Source organism: Pseudomonas sp. GW704-F2 (genome assembly GCF_059423025.1).
Genome location: NZ_JBWKXO010000065.1, coordinates 1 through 20956, shown reverse-complemented (window position 1 = coordinate 20956; position 20956 = coordinate 1). Strand labels below are relative to the sequence as shown.

At 60.5% G+C, this 20956-nt stretch carries 18 protein-coding genes and 1 pseudogene; 10 read left to right on the top strand and 9 right to left on the bottom strand.

Annotation, left to right across the window (positions count from 1 at the left end):
- Positions 1-65 precede the first annotated feature (65 nt).
- Both AC07W0_RS29375 and AC07W0_RS29370 read left to right on the top strand, forming a co-directional pair.
- Positions 66-551: an MFS transporter gene (locus AC07W0_RS29375; RefSeq protein ID WP_256580913.1), complete on the top strand. Its 486-nt coding sequence runs from the start codon at positions 66-68 to the stop codon at positions 549-551.
- A 237-nt stretch (positions 552-788) separates the two neighbouring features.
- The gene (locus tag AC07W0_RS29370; protein WP_102618847.1) at positions 789-1397 is read left to right on the top strand and encodes an NIPSNAP family protein; all 609 of its coding nucleotides are present in this window, start codon (positions 789-791) and stop codon (positions 1395-1397) included.
- A 26-nt stretch (positions 1398-1423) separates the two neighbouring features.
- On the opposite strand, the pseudogene AC07W0_RS29365 reads toward AC07W0_RS29370, so the two are convergent.
- Positions 1424-1570, bottom strand: a pseudogene (locus tag AC07W0_RS29365) (nitrate ABC transporter ATP-binding protein); the annotation flags it as partial.
- Positions 1571-1656: 86 nt separating this feature from the next.
- On the bottom strand, positions 1657-2700 hold the full coding sequence (locus tag AC07W0_RS29360; protein ID WP_102618848.1) for an AraC family transcriptional regulator: 1044 nt from the start codon (positions 2698-2700) through the stop codon (positions 1657-1659).
- 167 nt (positions 2701-2867) lie between these two features.
- Here AC07W0_RS29360 and efeU point away from each other — a divergent pair, with 167 nt between their 5' ends.
- The 4 genes from efeU to efeO (AC07W0_RS29340) are packed head-to-tail and all read left to right on the top strand — an operon-like array spanning position 2868 to position 7079.
- Positions 2868-3713 carry an iron uptake transporter permease EfeU gene (efeU, locus tag AC07W0_RS29355; RefSeq protein WP_017847276.1) on the top strand — a complete coding sequence of 282 codons (846 nt, stop codon included), beginning with the start codon at positions 2868-2870 and terminating at the stop codon, positions 3711-3713.
- Between the two features lie 10 nt (positions 3714-3723).
- The gene (efeO, locus tag AC07W0_RS29350) at positions 3724-4926 is read left to right on the top strand and encodes an iron uptake system protein EfeO (RefSeq protein ID WP_102618849.1); all 1203 of its coding nucleotides are present in this window, start codon (positions 3724-3726) and stop codon (positions 4924-4926) included.
- A gap of 14 nt (positions 4927-4940) precedes the next feature.
- Complete coding sequence (efeB, locus tag AC07W0_RS29345) at positions 4941-6245, top strand: iron uptake transporter deferrochelatase/peroxidase subunit (RefSeq protein ID WP_046385265.1); 1305 nt, start codon at positions 4941-4943, stop codon at positions 6243-6245.
- 15 nt (positions 6246-6260) lie between these two features.
- The gene (efeO, locus tag AC07W0_RS29340) at positions 6261-7079 is read left to right on the top strand and encodes an iron uptake system protein EfeO (protein ID WP_017847273.1); all 819 of its coding nucleotides are present in this window, start codon (positions 6261-6263) and stop codon (positions 7077-7079) included.
- A 5-nt stretch (positions 7080-7084) separates the two neighbouring features.
- On the opposite strand, the gene AC07W0_RS29335 is transcribed toward efeO (AC07W0_RS29340), so the two are convergent.
- Complete coding sequence (locus tag AC07W0_RS29335; RefSeq protein ID WP_102618850.1) at positions 7085-10501, bottom strand: hypothetical protein; 3417 nt, start codon at positions 10499-10501, stop codon at positions 7085-7087.
- A 147-nt stretch (positions 10502-10648) separates the two neighbouring features.
- Positions 10649-11992, bottom strand: coding sequence for a CDP-diacylglycerol--serine O-phosphatidyltransferase (pssA, locus tag AC07W0_RS29330; protein WP_017847271.1), 1344 nt, complete (start codon positions 11990-11992; stop codon positions 10649-10651).
- Between the two features lie 124 nt (positions 11993-12116).
- Here pssA and AC07W0_RS29325 point away from each other — a divergent pair, with 124 nt between their 5' ends.
- Together AC07W0_RS29325 and AC07W0_RS29320 are read left to right on the top strand one after the other, a co-directional pair.
- Complete coding sequence (locus AC07W0_RS29325; RefSeq protein ID WP_102618851.1) at positions 12117-12668, top strand: TetR/AcrR family transcriptional regulator; 552 nt, start codon at positions 12117-12119, stop codon at positions 12666-12668.
- Between the two features lie 54 nt (positions 12669-12722).
- Positions 12723-13202 carry a nuclear transport factor 2 family protein gene (locus tag AC07W0_RS29320; RefSeq protein WP_046383231.1) on the top strand — a complete coding sequence of 160 codons (480 nt, stop codon included), beginning with the start codon at positions 12723-12725 and terminating at the stop codon, positions 13200-13202.
- 36 nt (positions 13203-13238) lie between these two features.
- On the opposite strand, the gene AC07W0_RS29315 is transcribed toward AC07W0_RS29320, so the two are convergent.
- Positions 13239-14396, bottom strand: a complete 1158-nt coding sequence (locus AC07W0_RS29315) for a PQQ-dependent sugar dehydrogenase (protein ID WP_017847268.1) — start codon at positions 14394-14396, stop codon at positions 13239-13241.
- A gap of 22 nt (positions 14397-14418) precedes the next feature.
- Positions 14419-14736 carry a hypothetical protein gene (locus AC07W0_RS29310; RefSeq protein WP_057005536.1) on the bottom strand — a complete coding sequence of 106 codons (318 nt, stop codon included), beginning with the start codon at positions 14734-14736 and terminating at the stop codon, positions 14419-14421.
- Positions 14737-14948: 212 nt separating this feature from the next.
- Between AC07W0_RS29310 and ligD the strand changes: the two genes are divergently transcribed.
- Positions 14949-16454 carry a DNA ligase D gene (gene ligD, locus AC07W0_RS29305; protein ID WP_102618852.1) on the top strand — a complete coding sequence of 502 codons (1506 nt, stop codon included), beginning with the start codon at positions 14949-14951 and terminating at the stop codon, positions 16452-16454.
- Between the two features lie 18 nt (positions 16455-16472).
- Here ligD and lpxO read toward each other — a convergent pair whose 3' ends face one another.
- Positions 16473-17372: a lipid A hydroxylase LpxO gene (gene lpxO, locus AC07W0_RS29300; protein ID WP_017847265.1), complete on the bottom strand. Its 900-nt coding sequence runs from the start codon at positions 17370-17372 to the stop codon at positions 16473-16475.
- A 259-nt stretch (positions 17373-17631) separates the two neighbouring features.
- Complete coding sequence (locus tag AC07W0_RS29295; RefSeq protein WP_102618853.1) at positions 17632-18975, bottom strand: LPS O-antigen chain length determinant protein WzzB; 1344 nt, start codon at positions 18973-18975, stop codon at positions 17632-17634.
- A gap of 386 nt (positions 18976-19361) precedes the next feature.
- Here AC07W0_RS29295 and AC07W0_RS29290 point away from each other — a divergent pair, with 386 nt between their 5' ends.
- Positions 19362-19748: a TIGR03067 domain-containing protein gene (locus AC07W0_RS29290; RefSeq protein WP_102618854.1), complete on the top strand. Its 387-nt coding sequence runs from the start codon at positions 19362-19364 to the stop codon at positions 19746-19748.
- Between the two features lie 135 nt (positions 19749-19883).
- Here AC07W0_RS29290 and AC07W0_RS29285 read toward each other — a convergent pair whose 3' ends face one another.
- On the bottom strand, positions 19884-20696 hold the full coding sequence (locus AC07W0_RS29285; protein WP_102618855.1) for a class I SAM-dependent methyltransferase: 813 nt from the start codon (positions 20694-20696) through the stop codon (positions 19884-19886).
- Positions 20697-20956 lie beyond the last annotated feature (260 nt).

Genomic DNA, 20956 nt, shown 5'->3' with positions numbered 1-20956 from the left:
CAATTTAATGGTGGGCTGCCACCGGCTCAGGCCGAGAAAAAACTTAACGTCGTGTCCGGGATTAGTTGACCACTACAATACCTATAATTGCTGGCATTTATGCTGCAGTTGAAGCTATGTCAGCAGCAATGTTCATAGCAGCTGGTTTTATTTGTTCCAGATTCTCTCTCGGCATAATTTCTTTTACTACTACTATCATTGTTACTTTTCTTCTTTTCATTTTATCATTGAATATCGGGTTAATTGCTTCAATTGCAAGCTTCCTTTTGATTATGTCGCTCCCCGCTATATATGAGACATCATATGAAACATACATTCATGACAATATTGAGTCACACATCCGAGCATCTTGCCTCTCTGTTGCAAATCTAGTTAATTCAGTTATTATCGGTATTTCTTATACCATCTTCGGTGGGTTATTAGGTATATATGGTTTCTCGCTGACTTTGATTATAGTTGCAGCCTCCTGTTTTGTTGGTTTATTTGGTGTAAGCACAACGTTGCTGTTAGGTGAAAAAAAAACCATTAAAAAACAAGAAGCCCGTATATGACAGCAATAATGTACCAGCCCGTTTGAACGAACACCGCCATGCCAGTCAGTCTGGTCGAGCATTAACAACCCACCATTGTCAAACAAACAAATGCACGCCTATTTATCGATTATCCATTGGCAATTATCCTCATCAGGTATCAACGAATCGGCAAAAATCCAGGGCTGGCAGTCATTATCGTCGTACACACAATGACGCCTGGGCTGGGTCCTTTTTGTTTGAATTGCGAGGTATTCGATGCTTTACGAACTCACGACACTCAGCTGTCCACCGCTCACCGAAGGCGCTGTCGCGAAGGCTGCGTGCAAGTGGATGGCGCAAGGGCCTGGCCAATTACTCGGTGTCTGGCGCTCCGAGATTGGCGATCTGTTCCAAGTCAAACTCCTGCGCGGGTTTGAAACCGCGCAGGCACTTGAAGACGAACGTCGCCGAGTGTTGATGGCCAAAGAGCCCTTCGGGGTCACCGACCCTTCCATCCGAGTGAACACCGAAAGCTATAGGCGCTTCGCGTTCCTGTCGGATATTTCCCCGGCGTCGTTTGGGAATTTCTATGAATTCAGGACCTACTTCCTGAAGCCGGGAGGTCTCACACCTACGCTAGCCAGTTGGCAGAATGCTCTTGCGCCGATCAATGAATATACCTCTCATCTGGTGCTGAACATGTACGCACTTGATGGGCCGCCGCGGATCACCCATATCTGGGGGTTTTCCAGTCTGGAAGAGCGCGGGCGGCTAAGAGCGCGTTATTACGCTGAAGCTCTTTGGCCGCCGAAAGATGCACCTGCGCAAATTGCCACAGCGAAAACCATGATCTGCCTACCAGAGCCTTACTCCCCCCTGCGCTGAACCGCTGCAATAGAGCGAAAGAAGGGCTACAGGCCGACTTCAACATCGTCCAGGCTGAACGTATTGGTGTGGTCGTCGTATGAGAAAAATTCAGCGTATCGCCCCTAAGTGATCACGCTCTCCAATGTTTTCTCCACAAACGCCTCAGTGAGTGAGTCTTCCAGTTCTTGAGGATCGCCGAGCTGTCGTAGGTTCACGGCCGAATGTGCGGACAGGGTTGAATCGTGGAAACCCCCTACGCAGCCAACTCCAACATCTGTCAGACACTTTTCGGTGAGGACGCTTCCTGGTTGTCATCATTGAGAATCAGGCTCCGGTAGTGCCCCGGATTCGACCCTGCCCATTTACGAAACGCCTTGTAGAACGAACTGGCATCGGCAAATCCCAATCGCGTGGCAATTTCGGCAAAGCTGATCTGCGGTTCGGCCAGCCAGACAATCGCCAACTCTTTGCGCACGCTGTCCTTGAGCCCCTGATACGTTTGCCCCTCTTCCGCCAGGCGGCGGCGCAGGGTCGAGGCGGAGATGCACAGGTTGGCAGCCAGGCCGTCGGTTTCCGGCCAGGTCTCGGGCGGCATCTGGCGCAGGTCGTGCTTGATGCGCGTGGCCAGGCTGTCGGGGTCGCGGTATTTGACCAGGATATTGGCCGGTGCGTGGCCAAGGAAACGCTTGAGTTCTTCGGCGCTGCGCTTGATCGGTAGGTCGAGGCAATCGGCGGAGAAGATCATGCGCGTGCGCGGCCGGTCGAAACGCAGGTTGTCGGAGAACATCACCCGGTAATCGTCACAAAAATCCGGTTGTGGGCAGCGCAGTTCGATGGCCAGGATCGGTATACGCCGCCCCGCGAGCCAACAGGCGACGCCGTGGACGATCATCCAATAAGTGAAATAGCTGAACGCCCGGCGTGGCTCGGGCTCGGTTTCGAGCAGCACGATTTCCGCCAGGCTTTGCTGGCGCACCAATTGGGCAGGCAGATGCTCGAGCATCAATGACAGGAACGCTAAGCCGGTTTCCAGCCCGGTCGCCACCGTCGGTTGAGCCATGGCCACGCGGCACAGAAACGCCAGGCTGCCGGACTTGAGCGGGCGCGGGTCCATGCCAAAAAACTCATCGTCCAGGCGCCGCGCCAGCAGGCGCCACAACCGAGCGTAGGTCGTGGCCGAGACACGTGCACCAGGCTGCAACAGCAGCTCGGGAGCAATGCCCGCCTTGCTCAAGGCCTCAACGCTCGCTGCCTCCGACGCGCAGCTCTGCAACAGGGCTTCGCGCACAAGGTGGATGGAGATGGTGTCTTTTTCCGACATGGGTGTGGGGCAATCCAACGGCACAAAAGGTGGGGTGCATCATAAGGGCGCTTGAGCTTTGCCACCACCGTTCAGCCGCCGTTCAGTAAAGGTCAATGTTTCTTGTTTGGCAATGAGTATCATTATGTTACAACTTAGCTTCCTATCCAGTTTCCCTGCGGTGTCGAATGCTTGTTCCCTTTCTCATCATGTTGCGCGAAGGCATTGAAGCCGCATTGATCGTTGGCATCATCGCCAGTTACCTGCAACAGACCGGCCGTGGCCAGTGGATGCCCGCCGTGTGGGTCGGTGTCTTCCTCGCCGCGGCCCTGGCCTTGCTGGTCGGTGGTGGCCTGGAACTGATGAGTGCCGAATTTCCGCAAAAGCAGCAGGAATTGTTCGAAGGCGTGGTCGGCCTGGTCGCCGTGGGCATTCTCAGTTCCATGGTGTTCTGGATGCGCAAGGTTGCACGCTCGATCAAACATTCGCTGCACCAATCCCTCGACCATGCCCTGGCCGGCTCGCGCCACCAAGTCACCGCACTGATCCTGATGGTGTTTTTCGCCGTGGCCCGTGAAGGCCTGGAAACCGTGTTTTTCCTGTTGGCGGTGTTCCAGCAGAGTGAAGGCCCCGGCGCACCGCTGGGTGCCCTGCTCGGCCTGGTGCTGGCGATCATCGTCGGGTTCCTGATTTACAGCGGCAGCATGCGCCTGAACCTCGGCGCGTTTTTCCGCTGGACTGGCCTGTTCATCCTGGTGGTGGCCGCCGGCATCCTCGCCAACTCCGTGCAGGCCCTGCATGAAGCCGGCGTGTGGAACCACCTGCAAAGCGTGCTGTTCGATGTCAGCGCCACGTTGCCGATGGATGGCCCGGTGGGCTCGGTACTCGCCGGGATGTTCGGCTATCAGGATGCGCCGACCGTCAGCACGCTGGGGGCCTACCTGATCTACCTGGTGGTGGCCCTGGCGATGTTCTTCCTGCCCGCGGCACCCGCCAAGCCGGTCGCCGCGCCCTCTTCCGTTTCTCACCCGTAAGGACCGTCTCTTGTCCAACCCAACTCCTCAACCGGCCTCGCCGCCACGCGCCTTGCGCTGGGCGGTAGCCGGCTCGGCGGTCGTGATGATCGCCGCCGGCGGCCTGTTCTACTATGCCTCGCAGCTGGCAGCGACCAAGCGCCAGACCCACCAAGATGAAACCGTCGTGACCATTCACGGCCACGCCTGCGAACCCAACACACTGACCGTTGCGGCCGGGCGCGCGAGTTTTCGCATCATCAACCGCTCCGACCGCGCGGTGGAATGGGAGATCCTCGACGGCGTGCTGGTGGTCGAAGAACGCGAAAATATCGCGCCGGGCCTGAGCCAGGTGATCAATGCCAATCTGTTGCCCGGCGACTATGCAATTACCTGCGGCCTGTTAAGCAACCCGCGCGGCACCTTGCACGTAACGCCGACGGCGGCATCCGACGCCCAAGCCAAGGCCAAGCCGTCGATGGTGGCGTTTATCGGGCCGTTGTCGGAATTCCGTGTGTACCTGAGCAGCCAGGCCAGCGCTCTGATCAAGGCCACGACCGCCTTGCAACAAGCGATCGACGCCGGTGACCTGGCCCAGGCTCAGGCGCTGTATGTGCCGGCCCGCGAGGCTTATCAGCGTCTCGCCGCGGCGTCGCAACGCCTGGCGCAACTGGACAACGCGATCAACGCCCGCGCCGATTATTTCGAAAAACGCGAGCAGGACCCAGCCTTCAGCGGCTTCCACCGCCTCGAATACGGCCTGTTCCAGCAACGCAGCCTCGATGGCCTGGCCCCGCTGGCGCAGCGCCTGGTGAGCGACGTCGGCACCCTCAAACAACAGTTGCTGGCGCAGTCGCTGCCACCGGAACAACTGGTGAGCATCGTGGTGCGCAACCTCAATAGCCTGGCCGACGTGCGCGCCGTCAGTGGCGAAGAGGAGCGCTACAGCCATATCGACCTGAACGGTTTCGCCGCCAACCTGGATGCCGCGCGCAAGGTGGTGGACCTGATGCGTCCGCTGCTGAGCAAGTCCGCCGCCGACCTGTTGCCGAACATCGACACGGCCCTCGCCGCGTTCGAGACGGCGCTCGATGGTTTGAAAGTCGACGGCCAATTCAGCCGCTACGACCGTGTTACCGCCGATCAGCGCAAGCAGATCGCCGACAAGGCCAAGGTACTGGCCGCCGCACTCGATGGAATCGACCCCGCCCTTGGCCTCTCCGGCCTACAGTGAAGACGACCGCATACATGAGTGATTTACCACCGTTAGACCTTCAACGCCGTCGCGTCCTGCTGGGCATGGCCGCCACCGGTGCCGCGCTTGCCGGCAGCACCTTGAGCTGCCCGGCCATGGCTGCTGCCGCCGAGCAAGTGACCACCGCCCCGCGCAGCGACAAGACCCAGGACCATCACGATTTTTTCGGCAAGCACCAAAGCGGCATCGTCACCCCGCGCCCGGCCTGCGGCATGCTGGTGGCCTTCGATGTCCTGGCTGCTGATCGCGACGACTTGGAGCGGCTGTTCCGCACCCTCAACGAGCGCATCAGCTTCCTGATGACCGGCGGCAGCGTGCCGCAGGTCGACCCGAAACTGCCGCCCACCGATTCGGGCATCCTCGGCCCGGTGGTTACGCCGGATAACCTGACCATCACCGTATCGGTCGGCGAATCGCTGTTCGATGAGCGTTTCGGCCTCAGCGCAGCCAAACCCAAGCGCCTGATCCGCATGGTCGGTTTCCCCAACGATGCGTTGGAAGCGGCGCAGTGCCACGGCGACCTGAGCCTGCAATTTTGCTCCAACACCCCGGACACCAATATCCACGCCCTGCGCGACATCGTGAAAAACCTGCCCGACCTGCTGCTGGTGCGCTGGAAGCAGGAAGGCAGCGTGCCGCCACAGGCGCCCGCCCGCCCCGGCGAGCCTGCGCAGAGTGCGCGCAACTTCCTGGGCTTTCGTGACGGTTCGGCCAACCCGAATTCCAACGATGCCAAGACCATGGACCAAGTGGTCTGGGTGCAGCCCGGCAGTGACGAACCGGCCTGGGCGGCCAATGGCAGCTACCAGGCGGTGCGGATCATTCGCAATTTTGTCGAGCGTTGGGACCGCACGCCGCTGCAGGAACAGGAAAGCATCATCGGCCGCATCAAGCCCACCGGCGCGCCCATGGGTGGCCAGCACGAAGCCCAAGTGCCCGATTACAGCAAAGACCCGCAAGGCAAGCTGACCAAGCTCGATGCCCATATCCGCCTGGCCAACCCGCGCACCCCGCAGACCCAGGCCAACCTGATCCTGCGCCGACCGTTCAACTACTCCAACGGCGTCAACAAAAACGGTCAGTTGGACATGGGGCTGCTGTTCATCTGCTACCAGGCCGACCTGGAAAAAGGTTTTATCAGCGTACAAACCCGGCTCAACGGCGAGCCCCTGGAGGAGTACCTCAAGCCAGTCGGCGGCGGGTATTTCTTCACCTTGCCGGGGGCAACGGGACCGAAGGATTTCATCGGGCGCACGCTACTTGCTGCAACGCACGTTCAACCTCCTGCCAACACTTAAAGCGGAAACCGTCCCATGAACAAGTCGACTCTCGCGCTGTCGCTGTTAATCACCCTCTCGCCCCTGGCGGCCTTCGCCGCCACGGCGCCGCTGGACCTGGTAGGCCCGGTGTCGGACTACAAGATCTACGTCACCGAACAAATCGCTGAGCTGGCGACCCAGACCCAGGCGTTCACCGACGCGGTGAAAAAAGGCGACCTGGCCACCGCCAAGCAGCTGTATGCGCCGACCCGCGTGCATTATGAGGCCATCGAACCGATCGCCGAGCTGTTCAGCGACCTCGACGCGGCTATCGATTCGCGGGTCGACGACCACGAAAAAGGCGTGAAGGCCGACGACTTCACCGGCTTTCACCGTATCGAGTACAGCCTGTTCGCCGAAAACACCACCCACGGCCTCGACGCCTTGGCCGACGGCCTGAACAACAACGTCAAGGACCTGCAGACGCGCGTGGCCGGCCTGACCTTCCCGCCGGAAAAAGTCGTGGGCGGCGCCGCAGCCCTGCTCGAAGAAGTCGCCGCCACCAAGATCTCCGGCGAGGAAGACCGCTACAGCCACACCGACCTGTATGACTTCCAGGGCAACATCGACGGCGCGAAGAAAATCGTCGACCTGTTCCGCGGCCAGATCGAGAAACAGGACACGGCCTTCCTGGCCAAGGTCGACAAGAACTTCGCCAGCGTGGACACGATCCTGGCCAAGTACAAGACGGCGGACGGCGGTTTCCAGACCTACGACAAGGTCAAGGAAAACGACCGCAAAGCCTTGGTCGGCCCGGTCAATACCCTGGCTGAAGACCTGTCGACCCTGCGCGGCAAACTGGGTTTGAACTGAGCCCTCTAGGCCTCGCTCAACGGTCGGTACCCTTCCAACGGCGTACCGACCGGCAAGCCGCTTTCAGGATTGGCCGCATACCAATGCGCGCCCATCTGCACCGCTCGAATGGGCACGCCTTGATGGTGCCCATTGTGCGTTGCCACCGCGCGATCTATTGCCGCGTGTACGCCGAAGAATGTGCGCAACTTTTCCTGCGCCGCGAGCATGTTCGCGAACGCCGACACGTTGGGCGCGCTGTTCAACGCGCGAGGCAAGGCGAGCACGCCTTTGGCACTGTTGACCAACAGATCGGCAGCGCCATCTACCGGATTCAAAAACGCGCTGACCACGCTCACGCCCTTTTCCAGCACGCGGAATGCCTTGGCGCCAAAAGGCGCGACGACCTTGGTGGATTTGACCAACGAGCGCACCGCCGTTCCCGCGCCACCTAGAAACGCACCGGCCGTATCGATCAACAAGCCCCGCGTACCCTCGATGATATGGCCCTTGGCCAGGTCCACGATGGCCCCGACAAACGGAATCATGCTCAGCAAAATATTGTCGTTGCGTTGCGACACTTCTCGTTGTTGCTCAAGGGGTAATTGGCCCTGGGCGTACTTGAGCACACTGTCGCGGTGATGAATGAAATTGCCCTGCAGGATCCGGTCGACAATCGCTTGGCTGCGGGGCGATGCAAAGCTGTTGGGCACCGCCGCGCTCACGCGGCCATCCGCAGCCGCGGGAGCGGGAGCGGCCGGCAAGGTATCACCGAGCTTATCGATAATGATGCCGGCGGACGAAACGTCCGATCGCGGCGAGGCATCGGAGGTGTAGGCGGTGAAGTCGAACGGCTCCACTGCGCCGTTCTGCAACAGGACCGTCGAGGGCGCCCAACGTCCGTAGGTGCGCTGCGTCTCTTCGAGGGTGCCGCCCAGCACCAGTTGCTCGGGTAAGTCCGTGCGCTTAACGATCATCATCTTGGCCGGGAACACTTCAAAGTAGCTGATCTCCCCGTTGTAGTCACAGCGGATCAGCGTGCCTTTGCGCCCTCGTCGCGCTTCGACTTGCGCGGATGTCTGGTCCAGCGTGGGCACCCCGTCGATCTGTTCGCGCAGGGTAAACAGCTCGACGGCGCCATACTCCAGGGCCTGGCGATCAGCCAGGGGCAAGTTGGCGATCATGCGCTTGGTGGTAATGCCCAAGCCTTGCTTGAGGCTCGCCAGGTAGCCGTCGACTTCGCTCACCACTTGCCCCGGCAGGCTGGGCAAACGCTTGATCCTGGCATTCAGGGCGCGCACGTTTTTGACGATGGCGGCTTGTTCGGTGCGACTTGGGCGTGCGTTTGAAAAGGGCGTTCTTGCAGCGCCAGTGGCGCCGGGAGTGTCAGCCTCCAGCAGCATCCAGCGGTCCCTGACCAGGTCGCCGGTCATATAGGTCTCGATCAGCGAACGGATCTTGGGTTCCGAGACCTTCATGTTACGGCGCTCGTCCGGGTCCGCAACGTAGACCTGCAACGCTTGCAACTGGGGCCCGCTGAGTTCCGGGAACACCTTCTGCAGGTTCGCGACCGCCTGGTCCCGGCGTGTCGGCAGCGGCGTCTTGAACGCCATCAGGGCCTGCAGGAGTTGCTCGCGCTGGGCCTGAAAGGCTTCACTGGCCTGCTGGTAGTGCTGCGGTGTATAGCGACCGTCCGCGGTCTTGGCGTAAACCCCTTGCATCAAGCCCCAGTCAAGCAGCACGTCGACGCCGTGGTTATCCAGCACTGCCGCCTCGTCCGCAGTGCGTGCATCCAGTCGGGCAAGCGCCATGATTTCCGGGTAACTCATCGCCCGCGAGCTGCCCGCGCCGCCTTGACGTTCGGCAAAGGTCACGCCCAGGCGCAGATCCGCCCATTCCGCAGACCCCATGCGCAACGTGGAAGGAACATCCCGAATCAGAAACTCAGGGGCGGCAGCGGCCAGAAACAGGTGGGCCAACAGGGGCGCGACCTTGGGGTCCAGTGAGGTTTTTTTCCACAGGTGCGTTTCGATATCCGTGCGTACCGAGGCCAGCGTCCGCCCATTTTTGGCAGGTTGGTAGATGTCATAGCCGGCAATGGTCCCGGGGCGTCCCGGGGCGTCGGGGTCGATTTGCAACATGATGGCCGCCAGCACCCACTGCTTGGCTTCGAGCGTCGAGAGTTGATCGCTGCCGGACGCGCCCTGGAACTGGCGATTACGCGCCACGGCCCTGCCCCAGTTCAACGCCACGGGGCTGTTCAGGAACTGCTCAAGGAAGCGATCAGCTTCGGCGCGCAAGGTGCCTGCGCTGTTGAGAGCAAGCACCCCGCGGATATCCAGGACGCGCAGCAGGTTCACCGCAGGCTTGTTGCCAGGAGTATCGTCATCGCTCAACTCCGCCACGAAGCGTTTGTCGGCGTCGGACAAGACTCCAGGGGCCCACTGACGCGCGATCAACTGTGCATAGTCCCCCAGCGCCGGCGCTGGCGGCAGCGCAGCGTCGAGCCAGCGCAGGATATTGCGCACCTCCCGCGCCGTCTTCGGCACCGACAACCCATGGGACGCCAGCACCTCGCTGACCGCTGCCTGCTCGGCGCCGTCAATCGCCAGCGACGAGGTGCGGCTGATCGGCGTTTGCACGTCGGCCAGCAACACCTCGTCTTCATCGGAGAGGTGCCGCACGCGCTCACTCAAGGTGCCCGCCAGATGCACGCGCTCGTCCATCACGTCGATGACTTTTCTAGCCCTCAGGTTGCGCTGCTCCAGGCGCCCCTTGACCTCCGGCGACAAGGCAGACCAATCCGCCGTCGAGAGTGCCTGGCGCACGGTCTGCAGTTCGTCGGCGGTGTGCGGCGGGGGAATACCATACCCCTGCAACACCGCGTTGCGAGACAAGCCTTCGCTCTCAGGATGCACATACGCAAGCCCGTTGCCGGCCACATCCAGGGCGGCAGCGGCGGCGCGCAGCCTGGCGCTGATCTGCCACCATCCCGAGGTGTCGTTCAAGGTGAAGGTCTTTTGTGTCGCTACCCCACTGTCGACGACCCAACCGCTGACCGAGTCGGGTTTGACCACGACGGTATCCAGGGCCATCCCTTTGCTGGCGACCCAGGCCCGCATCTCGGCGGTATTGAAGGCACTGCGCAGCGCCTCGAAGCCTGGACGAATCGTGGCGCCATGGGGAATCTGGACGCTCGAGTCCGCTAACTGACGCAGGGCCGAGGTGCTCAACGCCGTGTGTAACTGATGATCGGCCTCCGCCGACGTGGCCGGCGCTGGCTGCAAGGTCCATGGCGGCGCCGCGCTGGCAGGTTCGGGCACCGCCGCGCGCCGGTTGCGCACCCGCGTGTCGGGGATCGGGCCGCCAATTGGCGCGGACGTGACTGTCAGCGCCAGCGGAATTGGCGAACGGGCATGAAGGATTAGGGAGACGGGCGACATTTCTAGTTCCTCTCTACCAGTGAATGGCAAGAGTTCTTGTCCTTAAGAACTGTCGAGAGAAAACATACCCGCCTGGGCCAGCGCTGCGTGTAGGCGAACTCTCAAGGCTTTGAGGGCAGCAAGAGAGTTCGTTGCGCGATGCCCGTGTTACAGAATGCGATACAGCAACCGCTCGATCCGCACGCGGCTGACGCGGCGCAGGAACTTGCCGACTGCCTGCGGGTAATCCACCAGGGTCTGCAGCTGCTGATAACCTTCGATGCGCGTGGTGTGCTGGAAAATCTGCGCCAGCTCGGTGCGCCGGGGTTCCAGCCACTCGCTCTTGGGGTCATCGATCAGCAAGGCGTTTTCCAGGTCAAGGCGGAACGCGCGTGGGTTGAGGTTGTTGCCGGTCAGCAACGTATAACGCTGGTCGACCCACATGCCTTTGAGGTGGTAGGTGTTGTCGCCGTCGCGCCACAGGTGCAGGTTCAATTGGCCGCTGTCGATCATCGGCTGATGGCGCTTGGCAAAGCGGCGCAGGCTGATTTCATAGAGGTACGGCAAGGCCGCGATCACCTTGAACGGCTCGCTGGGCGAAATGTAGAAGTCGTTGGCGGTCTTGTCGCCGACGATGATGTCGATCTTCACCCCGCGCGCCAGGGCGCGGTTGATTTCCCGGGTCACCGGCAGCGGCAGGTTGAAGTATGGCGTGCAAATGGTCAGTTGATGCTGGGCGCTGGCGATCAGTTCGAGGATCACCCGGCTCAGGGGGTTGTTCTTACCGACACCGAGCAAGGGGCTGACAGACAGGTGGCCGTTGGGCAACTGGCCGCTGGTGGTGTCGTAGGCCGCGTGCTTGAGGCGGCTGCGCAGGTCGCCGATATCGTTGCGCAGGCTGCGGGTCGTCGGCGGGTTGGGCAAGTCGAGGCGATGCACGGCCTTGGATGCCATCAGCCCGTGTTCCACCAGGTGTTGCATCGAATCCGCCAGCGGTGCGCTGTGGATCAGGTGGTAACGGTCGAAACGGTACTTGTCGAATTTGTGCAAATACACGTTGTTCAGGCTGGCGCCGCTGTACAGCACGCTGTCGTCGATCACAAAGCCCTTGAGGTGCAACACGCCGAACAGTTCGCGGGTCTGCACCGGCACGCCGTAGACCGGCACCTCGGTGGCATGGCTTTGGGTCATGGCCTGGTACCAGGCGCTGTTGCCCGGCTGTTTACCGGCGCCGATCAACCCGCGCTGGGCGCGCAGCCAATCGACCAGCACCACGATGTCCAGCTCCGGGCGTGCGGCTTTGGCGGCGTGCAAGGCGTCGTAGATCTCCTGCCCCGCCTCGTCCTGCTGCAAGTACAGCGCGACGATATAGATGCGTTGGGTAGCCTGGGAAATTTTCTCCAGCAGGCAACGACGAAACGCCGCGGCGCCGGACAGCACCTCAATCGCCTCGGTGGAGAGTGGGAAAGCGCGCAGTTTGGGCAACAGGGAACGTTTGAAGAACGACGGCATAAGGCTCGCAATGGGTCGAATCCGAAGAGGCCCAGAGCTTACACCATGGGGGTGCTCAGGTCTCGTGGCCAGTCAGTGAAAAACCTTGTTGCGAAAGAAGAACGATCGTTCTACTGTATGGCACATGAACGATATTACCCGCAACATTATCCTCGACGTCACCGAGAAGCTGATCTATCGCCACGGCATCGCCGCCACTGGCATGGACTTCCTGGTGAAAACCGCCGGTGTCTCCCGAAAGAGCATCTACCGCTATTTCGCCAATAAGGACGAACTGGTGATCGCGGCCCTGCAACGTCGCGACGCGCGCTGGATGCACTGGCTGCGGGCCGAGGTGGAACGCCGTGAAGACAGCGGCGAGCGCCTGCTCGCAGTGTTCGACGCGCTCAAGGCCTGGTTCGGTTCGGCGGACTTTCGCGGCTGCGCATTCATCAACACCAGCGGCGAAACCGGCGACCCGCAAGCCCCGGTACGCCTGCTGGCGAAGGCGCATAAACACAAACTCTTCGAGTACCTGCTCGAACTGTGTCAAGCCCATGGCACGCCCGAGCCGCAACGGCAGGCCGCGCAACTGCTGATCCTGATCGATGGCGCCATTACCGTGGCCCTGGTGACGGGCGATGCCACCGCGGCGGATACGGCGCAATCCATGGCACGAACGTTATTGGGGCTTTAACCCCACAGGCATCGCAACTTTCGATCAACCCTTATTGTTTTAAGGAGCCGCCCAATGTCATCCCCTGCAGAAACCCGCCCCCCCCTGCCGCCGTTTACCCGCGAGTCGGCCATCGAAAAAGTCCGCCTGGCCGAAGACGGCTGGAACTCCCGCGACCCGCATCGGGTGTCCCTGGCCTACACCCTGGACACCAAGTGGCGTAACCGCGCTGAATTCGCCTACAACCGCGAACAAGCCAAAGACTTCCTCAGCCGCAAATGGGCCAAGGAGTTGGATTACCGGTTGATCAAGGAGTTGTGGGCGTTCAGCGATAACCGTATCGCGGTGCGCTATGCCTATGAGTGGCACGACGACTCGGGTAACTGGTTCCGTTCCTACGGCAACGAAAACTGGGAGTTTGACCAGCACGGCCTGATGGCCAACCGTTTTGCCTGCATCAACGACATGCCGATCAAGGACAGCGAGCGCAAGTTCCATTGGCCGCTGGGGCGGCGTCCGGACGATCATCCGGGGCTGTCGGAGTTGGGACTCTAGCCTGTAGCCGCAAGCGTGAAGCTTGCGGCTTATTGCTCAATCCTGCTTCAGACCCACTCGGTACAACACCCCATCATCCTCATCGGTCAATACATACAAAAAGCCATCCGGCCCTTGCCGCACGTCGCGAATCCGCGCATTCAAGCCGCCGAGCAAGCGCTCTTCATGGATCGCCTTGTCGCCGTCGAACTGCAGGCGAATCAGCTCCCGGCTGGCCAGTGCGCCAATGAACAGATTGTGCTGCCATGCCTGGAAGCGGTCGGCATCGTAGAATGCCATGCCACTGATCGCCGGGGATTTCTCCCACACATGGTGCGGCGCCACAGTACCGTCCACCACCTTGCCCTTGGCCTCGGGGATCGGTGTCAGCGAATAGTTGATGCCATGAGTCGCCATGGGCCAGCCGTAGTTCTTGCCGCGTTCGATGATGTTGATTTCATCTCCGCCACGCGGCCCGTGCTCGTTTTCCCAGAGCGTGCCGTTCCACGGGTTCAACGCCAGACCCTGCGGATTGCGCTGGCCGTAGGACCAGATTTCGGGGCGCACGCCCGGCTGCCCGACAAAGGGGTTGTCATCCGGCACGCGGCCGTCCGGGTAGATCCGCACCACCTTGCCTTGCAGCTTGTCCAGGTCCTGGGCGGTGGGCCGGTCGTTGTTTTCACCCAGGGTGACGAACAGGTAGCCGTCGCGATCAAAGGCCAGGCGCGAGCCGAAATGATTGCCGGTGGAGAGCTTGGGCTCCTGGCGCAGGATCACCTTGAAGTCGCGCAAACCGCTCAGGTCATCCGCCAACCGCCCGCGACCGACCGCAGTGCCGGCTGTGCCGCCCTTGCCGCCGCCTTCGGCATATGACAGGTACACCAGGCGGTCCTGTTTGAAGTCCGGCGACAGCACCACATCGAGCAAACCACCCTGGCCCTTGGCCCAGACCTCAGGCACGCCGGTCAGCGGCGCCGACAATTTGCCATCCGGGCTGACGACCCGCAGGTGGCCGGGACGCTCGGTGACGAGGTAGCCCTGTTTGTCCGGTAAAAACGCCACGGCCCACGGATGATCCAGGCCTTTGGCGATCGGCGTGGCGCTGATGCTGCCTTGTTCGCTGGGAAACTGCTGGGCTTCGGCGGCATACAGCGTTGTCAGCGGCAATAAGGCGCTTGCGCAACACGCGGCAAGCAGGGTTTTGCGTAGAGACATAAGACGGGGTCCTTACCGGCGCTCAAGGCCGGCGATTGCCGTTGGCGTCAACCGTGGGGGCTTTGATTTCCGTCGCCGGGCGGCTGGGCGCAGCCTGGCGTTGCGGATAGCGATTGCCGATGCCGCCGTTTTCCAGGGTCGGCGTGCGCGTGGTCGGCCCGGTCTGGATGCCGCGAATCGCCGGCGCATTGGGCTGGGTACCCTGCATACTGTTGGGATTGGCCCGGTGGATCGGGCTATTGTTGGCGTCATTGCTGCCGGGCAGGTTTTGCGCCTGGGCACTGGCGCAAAGTGCCAGGCCTAGCGCCAACGCTGCAAGATGTCGCACACAGGTGATCATGACAAAGCCTCTTGGGACGAGGAGTACGTGCTTTCGATACCACGCTACGCTTTGGGTTCGCCTTTGGTAACTAAATAGTTTCTCATCAGATGTAACACGTTCTGTCCGAGCATCCGCGCACCGCAACTTCCACGCCCGCGATCGCACGGGTGCAAGGTGTGTAAAAAGCCAGCGAAAAGGCCTCTTGAGCCGACCAAGGTAGGGAGCACGATATGGCAAAGCCCCTGAGCGAATACAACCGCAAACGCGACTTCAAGATCACCGCCGAACCTTCCGGCGCCGCGTCGGGCACGCAGCGCAATGCATCGGCGCTGACGTTCGTGATCCAGAAGCACGACGCACGCAATCTGCACTACGATCTGCGCCTTGAGCTCGATGGCGTGCTCAAGAGCTGGGCGGTGCCCAAGGGCCCCAGCCTCGACCCCAGCCAGAAACGCCTGGCGGTGCAAGTCGAAGACCACCCTTTGAGCTACGGCAGTTTCGAAGGCAGCATTCCGGCCGGCCAATACGGCGCCGGCGATGTGATCGTCTGGGACCGTGGCATTTGGCACCCCCACGACGATCCACAAACCGCCTACGCCGCCGGCAAACTGGAATTCACCCTGGCCGGCGAAAAACTCTCAGGCGATTGGGCCTTGGTACGCACCCACCTCAAAGGCAGCAGCGACAAGGAACGGTGGCTGCTGATCAAGGAAAATGACCGGCACGCCCGCCCGGCCAGCGACTACGACATCACCGAAGCCCAGCCGCAAAGCGTGCTCAGCGGTGCCTGCGTGGGGAACGCCAGGCCCACGCCTGCGCCGCAAAAGACCGCCGCGTCGGTCACCCTCGCCGGTGTGCAGATCACCCATGCCGAGCGCGTCATCGATCTCGCCAGCGGCACCCGCAAGCTGCAACTGGCGCAGTTTTACCAGAGCATCAGCGAATGGCTGCTGCCCTTCCTGCGTCACCGCCCCGTTTCCTTGCTGAGGGCGCCGGAGGGCATCGACGGCGAGCAATTTTTCCAGAAGCACTCGGAGCACCTGGCGATTCCCCATATCAAGCAACTGGACCAGCGCCTGGACCCTGACCATGCGCGCCTGATGCAGATCGACAGCCTCGCCGCCCTGATCGGTGCGGTGCAGATGGGTACCGTCGAACTGCACACCTGGGGTGCCACCTCGGACAAGATCGAAACTCCGGACCTGTTCGTCCTCGACCTCGACCCCGATCCGGCCCTGCCGTGGAAAGCCATGCTGGAGGCGGCGCAGTTGACCTTGTCGGTGCTCGACGAGTTGGGCCTGCAAGCCTTCGTCAAGACCAGCGGCGGCAAAGGCCTGCACCTGATGATCCCGCTGGCGCGCCGCGATGATTGGGCCACCGTGAAAGCCTTCGCCAAAGCGATCGCTCAGTTCATGACCCAACGCCTGCCGGAACGCTTCACCGCCACCTCCGGGCCGAAGAATCGACAGGGCAAGATCTTCATCGATTACCTGCGTAACGCGCGCGGTGCCAGTACGGTGGCGGCCTATTCAGTGCGCGCACGCCCCGGCCTGCCGGTGTCGGTGCCGGTCAGTCGCGAGGAGTTGAAGGGGTTGCGCGGCGCCCAGCAGTGGACGGTCGCCAACCTGCAACAGCGGTTGCAGGGTTTGAAGGGCGACCCGTGGGCCGGTTATGCCAACAGGCAGAGGCTCAGCAAACAGATGTGGGACACGTTGGGCGCGACGCCACCGCAGTGAGTCGCGCCACGTCGAGGTTCAGATCAGGATGAAGATCAGCGCAAGCACCGCGAAGATCGCCCACTTTTCCAGGTAGTAGCGCGTGCGGTTACGCTTCTTGAGTTCCTTGCCGCGCAGGCGGATTTTGTACAAGCGGCTAAACGCACGGTTCAGCCCGCCGGTCTTGTCGCCCGCGTCGTTCGGCGCGCCGGCGGCGGCCATCACCGTGCGGCTGAACCAGCGGTTGAACGCGGCCGCCCAGCGGTACTTCATTGGCCGCTCGACGTCACAGAACAGAATGATGCGGTTCTTCTGGGTGGCGTTTTCTGCGTAGTGGATATAGGTCTCGTCGAACATCACCGGTTCGCCGTCGCGCCAGGAGTAGTTCTCGCCGTCCACATTGATGTAGCACCCCGGATCGTTGGGGGTATCCAGGCCCAAGTGGTAGCGATAGGAACCGGCGTAAGGGTCGCGATGGCGCACCAGCTTGGAGCCCGGCGGCAACTCGGCGAACATCGCGGCCTTGACCGAGCCGATGCTCTGCAGCAACTCGGTGGTGCGCGGGCACAGCTTCATCGCCGAGGGGTGGCTGTCGCCATACCATTTCAGGTAGAAGCGCTTCCAACCCGACTTGAAGAACGAGTTGAAACCAACGTCGTCGTATTGGTCCGAACGCTTGATCGCGCCCGCCTGCATCAGGGTATGGGCTTCCTGGCGGATTTCTTCCCAATGCTCCTGCAGTGGGCTCAGGTCCGGGAAGTCGCTGGGTGAGAGATACGGTCGGCTGGGTAGCTTGGAGAACAGGTAGAGAAAGCAGTTGATCGGCGCCAGGAACGTAGAGTGATCGCTGAGCTGGCGTCTCAGTTTATGCCGAACCCGGCCACGCAGGTGGACATACGCAATAGAGGCAACGTAGAGGAAAACAATAATGAGTTTCAATGGATTTCGTCACAAGTCAGGAGAAAACAGGCTGCTCCTGCGGGCCCACGACGGCCGAGGTTGGATAGCAGCACATGAAATCACAATTCACATACAGGCGGCACGACCGGCGGATAGCCCTTCGGTTCATAACCATCGCCCGATATTTAGCCACAATTTGTAACTAAAGGTTAACTAAGAATTGTGAAAAGCTGTCCACTGATTGTAATTGGAGGGGGCACGGGGGCTTGTCATGGGACAAGCCCTTGCGCATTAAACGTTACGGCAGCGGCTGATCATCCTTGCGCTCACGCCGGGAAAAGCGCCCGTCTTCCAAGCTCGAATAAGGCACGGTTTCGCGCCGGGTCAGCACAAAATGGCGGACCAGTGCGACGAACAAGCCGAGGATCAACCCCGCGACCAGGCTCAAGGCGATCACCAGGGCTTTTTTCGGTTTGATCGGCGCCAGAGGCTCCTGGGCGCGGCGGTCGACGGTGACCAGCTTGAGGTTGCTCATGTCGATATTGAGGTTACGCAAGCGCGCAACTTCAGCACGAAGCGGTTCAACATCCTGCAGGAAGATGTCTTCATTCCCACGCTTGCGCAGCACTTCAACCTCACGGTTGACCTCCAGCAGTTGCAACTCCTTGCCGATCTCGGCGACGCGAGGGTTGGTAAAGTCGTCGCTGGTCCGCTGTTGTAGCGCAACGCGCTCGGCCTCCAGGGCCTCGGTGCCGAGGAAGAAAAGCGGGATCTTCTGGTTGTTGACCTCGGTACGCATCACCTGGCTCGAACCGCCTCGTGCGGCATCCGCCATGGACGATGGCGTGGTCGGCGTTTTGATACCCATGGACTTGGCGATGGCAATGGCTTCCGACAGCTCTGCCAGGCGGTTGGTACGCTCCATTTTCATCTGCAGGCGCAGGGCACTGAGTTCATCTTGCAACTGGGCGCGCTTGAGTCGGTCATCTTCCAACAGCTTGGCGATCTTCGATTCCTTATCGGTATCGTAGTTGGCGCGCGCAGCGTCGATCTTGCCTTTGAGTTCATTCAGGCGGTTGTTGACGATCACCTTGAGGTCCGCACCGACTTGTTCGCGCTCCGCCGCAATGGCGTAGTCGACAAAGCCGTTCAGAATCGCCACACCGTCCACATCGCTCGGGTACTGCAACTCCAGGCGGATATAACTGCTCAACGAGTCTGACTTTTTCGGGTCCGGCAGAATCAAGTTGACCGAGTTGCGGTTGAAGTCTTCAAAACTCTGCTCCAGGCTTTGCCCAGGCTTCTGGAACGCAGTGAACAATTGCTCATGGGATCTGAAAAAGCCCAGCCTCGCCTCATAAGAGTCCAACTGCGCGCCCACCTTCGACAACGCATCGGCCGGTGGCAACTTGTAGACTTCGGAACGGTTCAATGCATCCAGTTCATTGATCGCCGCCGGGCGCAAGACACTGCTGACCTCATATGTCCGCGGCGCCAGGAAGGCATAACCGACGCCGAGCACACCCGCCAGAATCGTACACCCCACTACCAGTTTTTTTTGCTGCCAAATCGAGTGGAACAGTTCAAGCAGGTCAATTTCATCTGAAGAGCTAGAAACAGTATGCGGGGAAGTTCGATTCAAAATGAAAGCACCTTAAAAATGATACTAAACGGCCACCACCGTCAAAAACCTGAATACCCCAGTAAAGAATCAGGGACAACGCCCTGAAGCCCACAGAGCAGGCTAACCAATCGCTATCTGACCACTCAGTCAGACGAAAAATCCCACGCTATTAAAGTTTGTTTCCCTTCATTCAAGCGATCATTGCCACTGGCGTTCATCAAGTAGGAATATTCTTGTCACAAGAGTAGTCAAAAGTTTGTTAAATAGCTGCTCTCACTCGAAAAAATCGCGATAAAAGCCTGATAACACGAAGCTTCCTACGGATAAACCTGTATATACCCGGCTTTTTCTGACCGTTCGGTCGCGCTATTCAGCGCTATGCGCCTCAACAAAAAGGAATTTGTATGACATCCATTTCCGACTCGGACTACCAAGCCCTGCAGGGCACATGGCAGCAGGTCTCGCTCGAAGACAGCGGCGTGCTCAACCCGCCCGACGCCCACAGCGCCCCCGGTGCAATCACCACCCTTACCGACGACCGCTTTGAAGTGCTCACCGTTGATGGCAAACGACTACTGGCCGGCCGATTCTTCCTGGACAGCACCACCCATCCCAAAAGCATCACCTGGATCGATGCCATGGGTGATGACGCGGGCAAGCTGCTGCCGGCCAGCTACCGCCTGGAAGGAGACGAGTTCGTATTCATCGCGGCGGATGAAGGCATGCCGCGACCGTGTGTATTCAGCACCGGCCCCGGGCAGACAATGCGTACATTCGTGCGTCGATCCTGAGCCCCGCGCCCATCTGAACTTGCGACGGGATTTTCACAAAGCATTCACCTTCCGGTCTATAGGGTGAAGCCTACCTACTCCAGTGAATCCCTTAGCCCGCCTCCCCCGGCGGGCTTTTTTTACGCGCAAAACAGCTCAGGGCAGGCGCTTGGTCGCCGTCAGGGTAAAACACAGCGGCAACTGGGCCGCCTGATCCTCGTACTGGTCGTAGAGTTCTTCGCGATTTGAATGCGGGTACTCTTGCAGATGAGCGATCTGCAACCGCGCTGCAATCGCTGCGCTGACCACACTGCCCAGCGTGTGTACAAACCAGTAGGACGTCGGCCCCGCGACTGCGCTCTGCCCTTCATAGACGATCGACTCTTGCAGCACAAAAGGCTCACGCTGGAAGTACGAACTGGCAGGCAGCAGCGGATTGGCTGCCAGCGGGTCGAACACTTCCAGGAACGGGTGGGTTTCGTACATCACCAGGGTGCCGCCGGGCTTCAGCGTTGTGGCGACCTGGCGCATGAACCGCGCCACATCCGGCATCCAGCCCAATACGCCGATGGTCACCAGGGCGATATCGAAGCGTGCGTGCAAGCGCTCGGGCAAATGGTGGATATCGGTTTCGATGAATTCCGGGCTGTAGGGTGAGAGTGCCGCCAGTTCCCGAGCCTGATCGAGAAAGGCACGGGATTGGTCCACGCCGACGACCGTGCGTGCGCCCAGGCCGAATAACGACAAGCTTTCGCGGCCGTTGTTGCAACACAGTTGCACCACGTCTTTGCCGGCAACACCGACATCTTGCAACAAGGCGGTGAGAGTCGGGTCCAGGCACGAAAAACCCGGTTCGGCGACCGAGGCCAGCAGCGCCCTCCAGGTGTCCGTGTCTTTGTGCAGCCGGGCGGATTCGTCCCAGGCGTCCTTGTTGCTGGCAATCGCCTGCTGGGCTGAGGGCATGTCCATTGCGTCTCCAGAAAGTCGGTTACAGTGAGCTACGGAAAATAAGCCAATTGCCCGTCAGATGAAACCCTCGCCTGCGGCCGAACTTATCTCCCGGCCCAGGTCACCAAACCGCCGACCTCGGTCATCTTCGTACCCTCACAGGCACAGACGACGGGTCAGGTCATTCAGCAACCATCGGCCTGCGTTGCCTAAATACGGGATCTAACGGACACCCCGCTGACCTTCGTGACAGCCCCCTGGTTACAGGCTTACTTCACCCC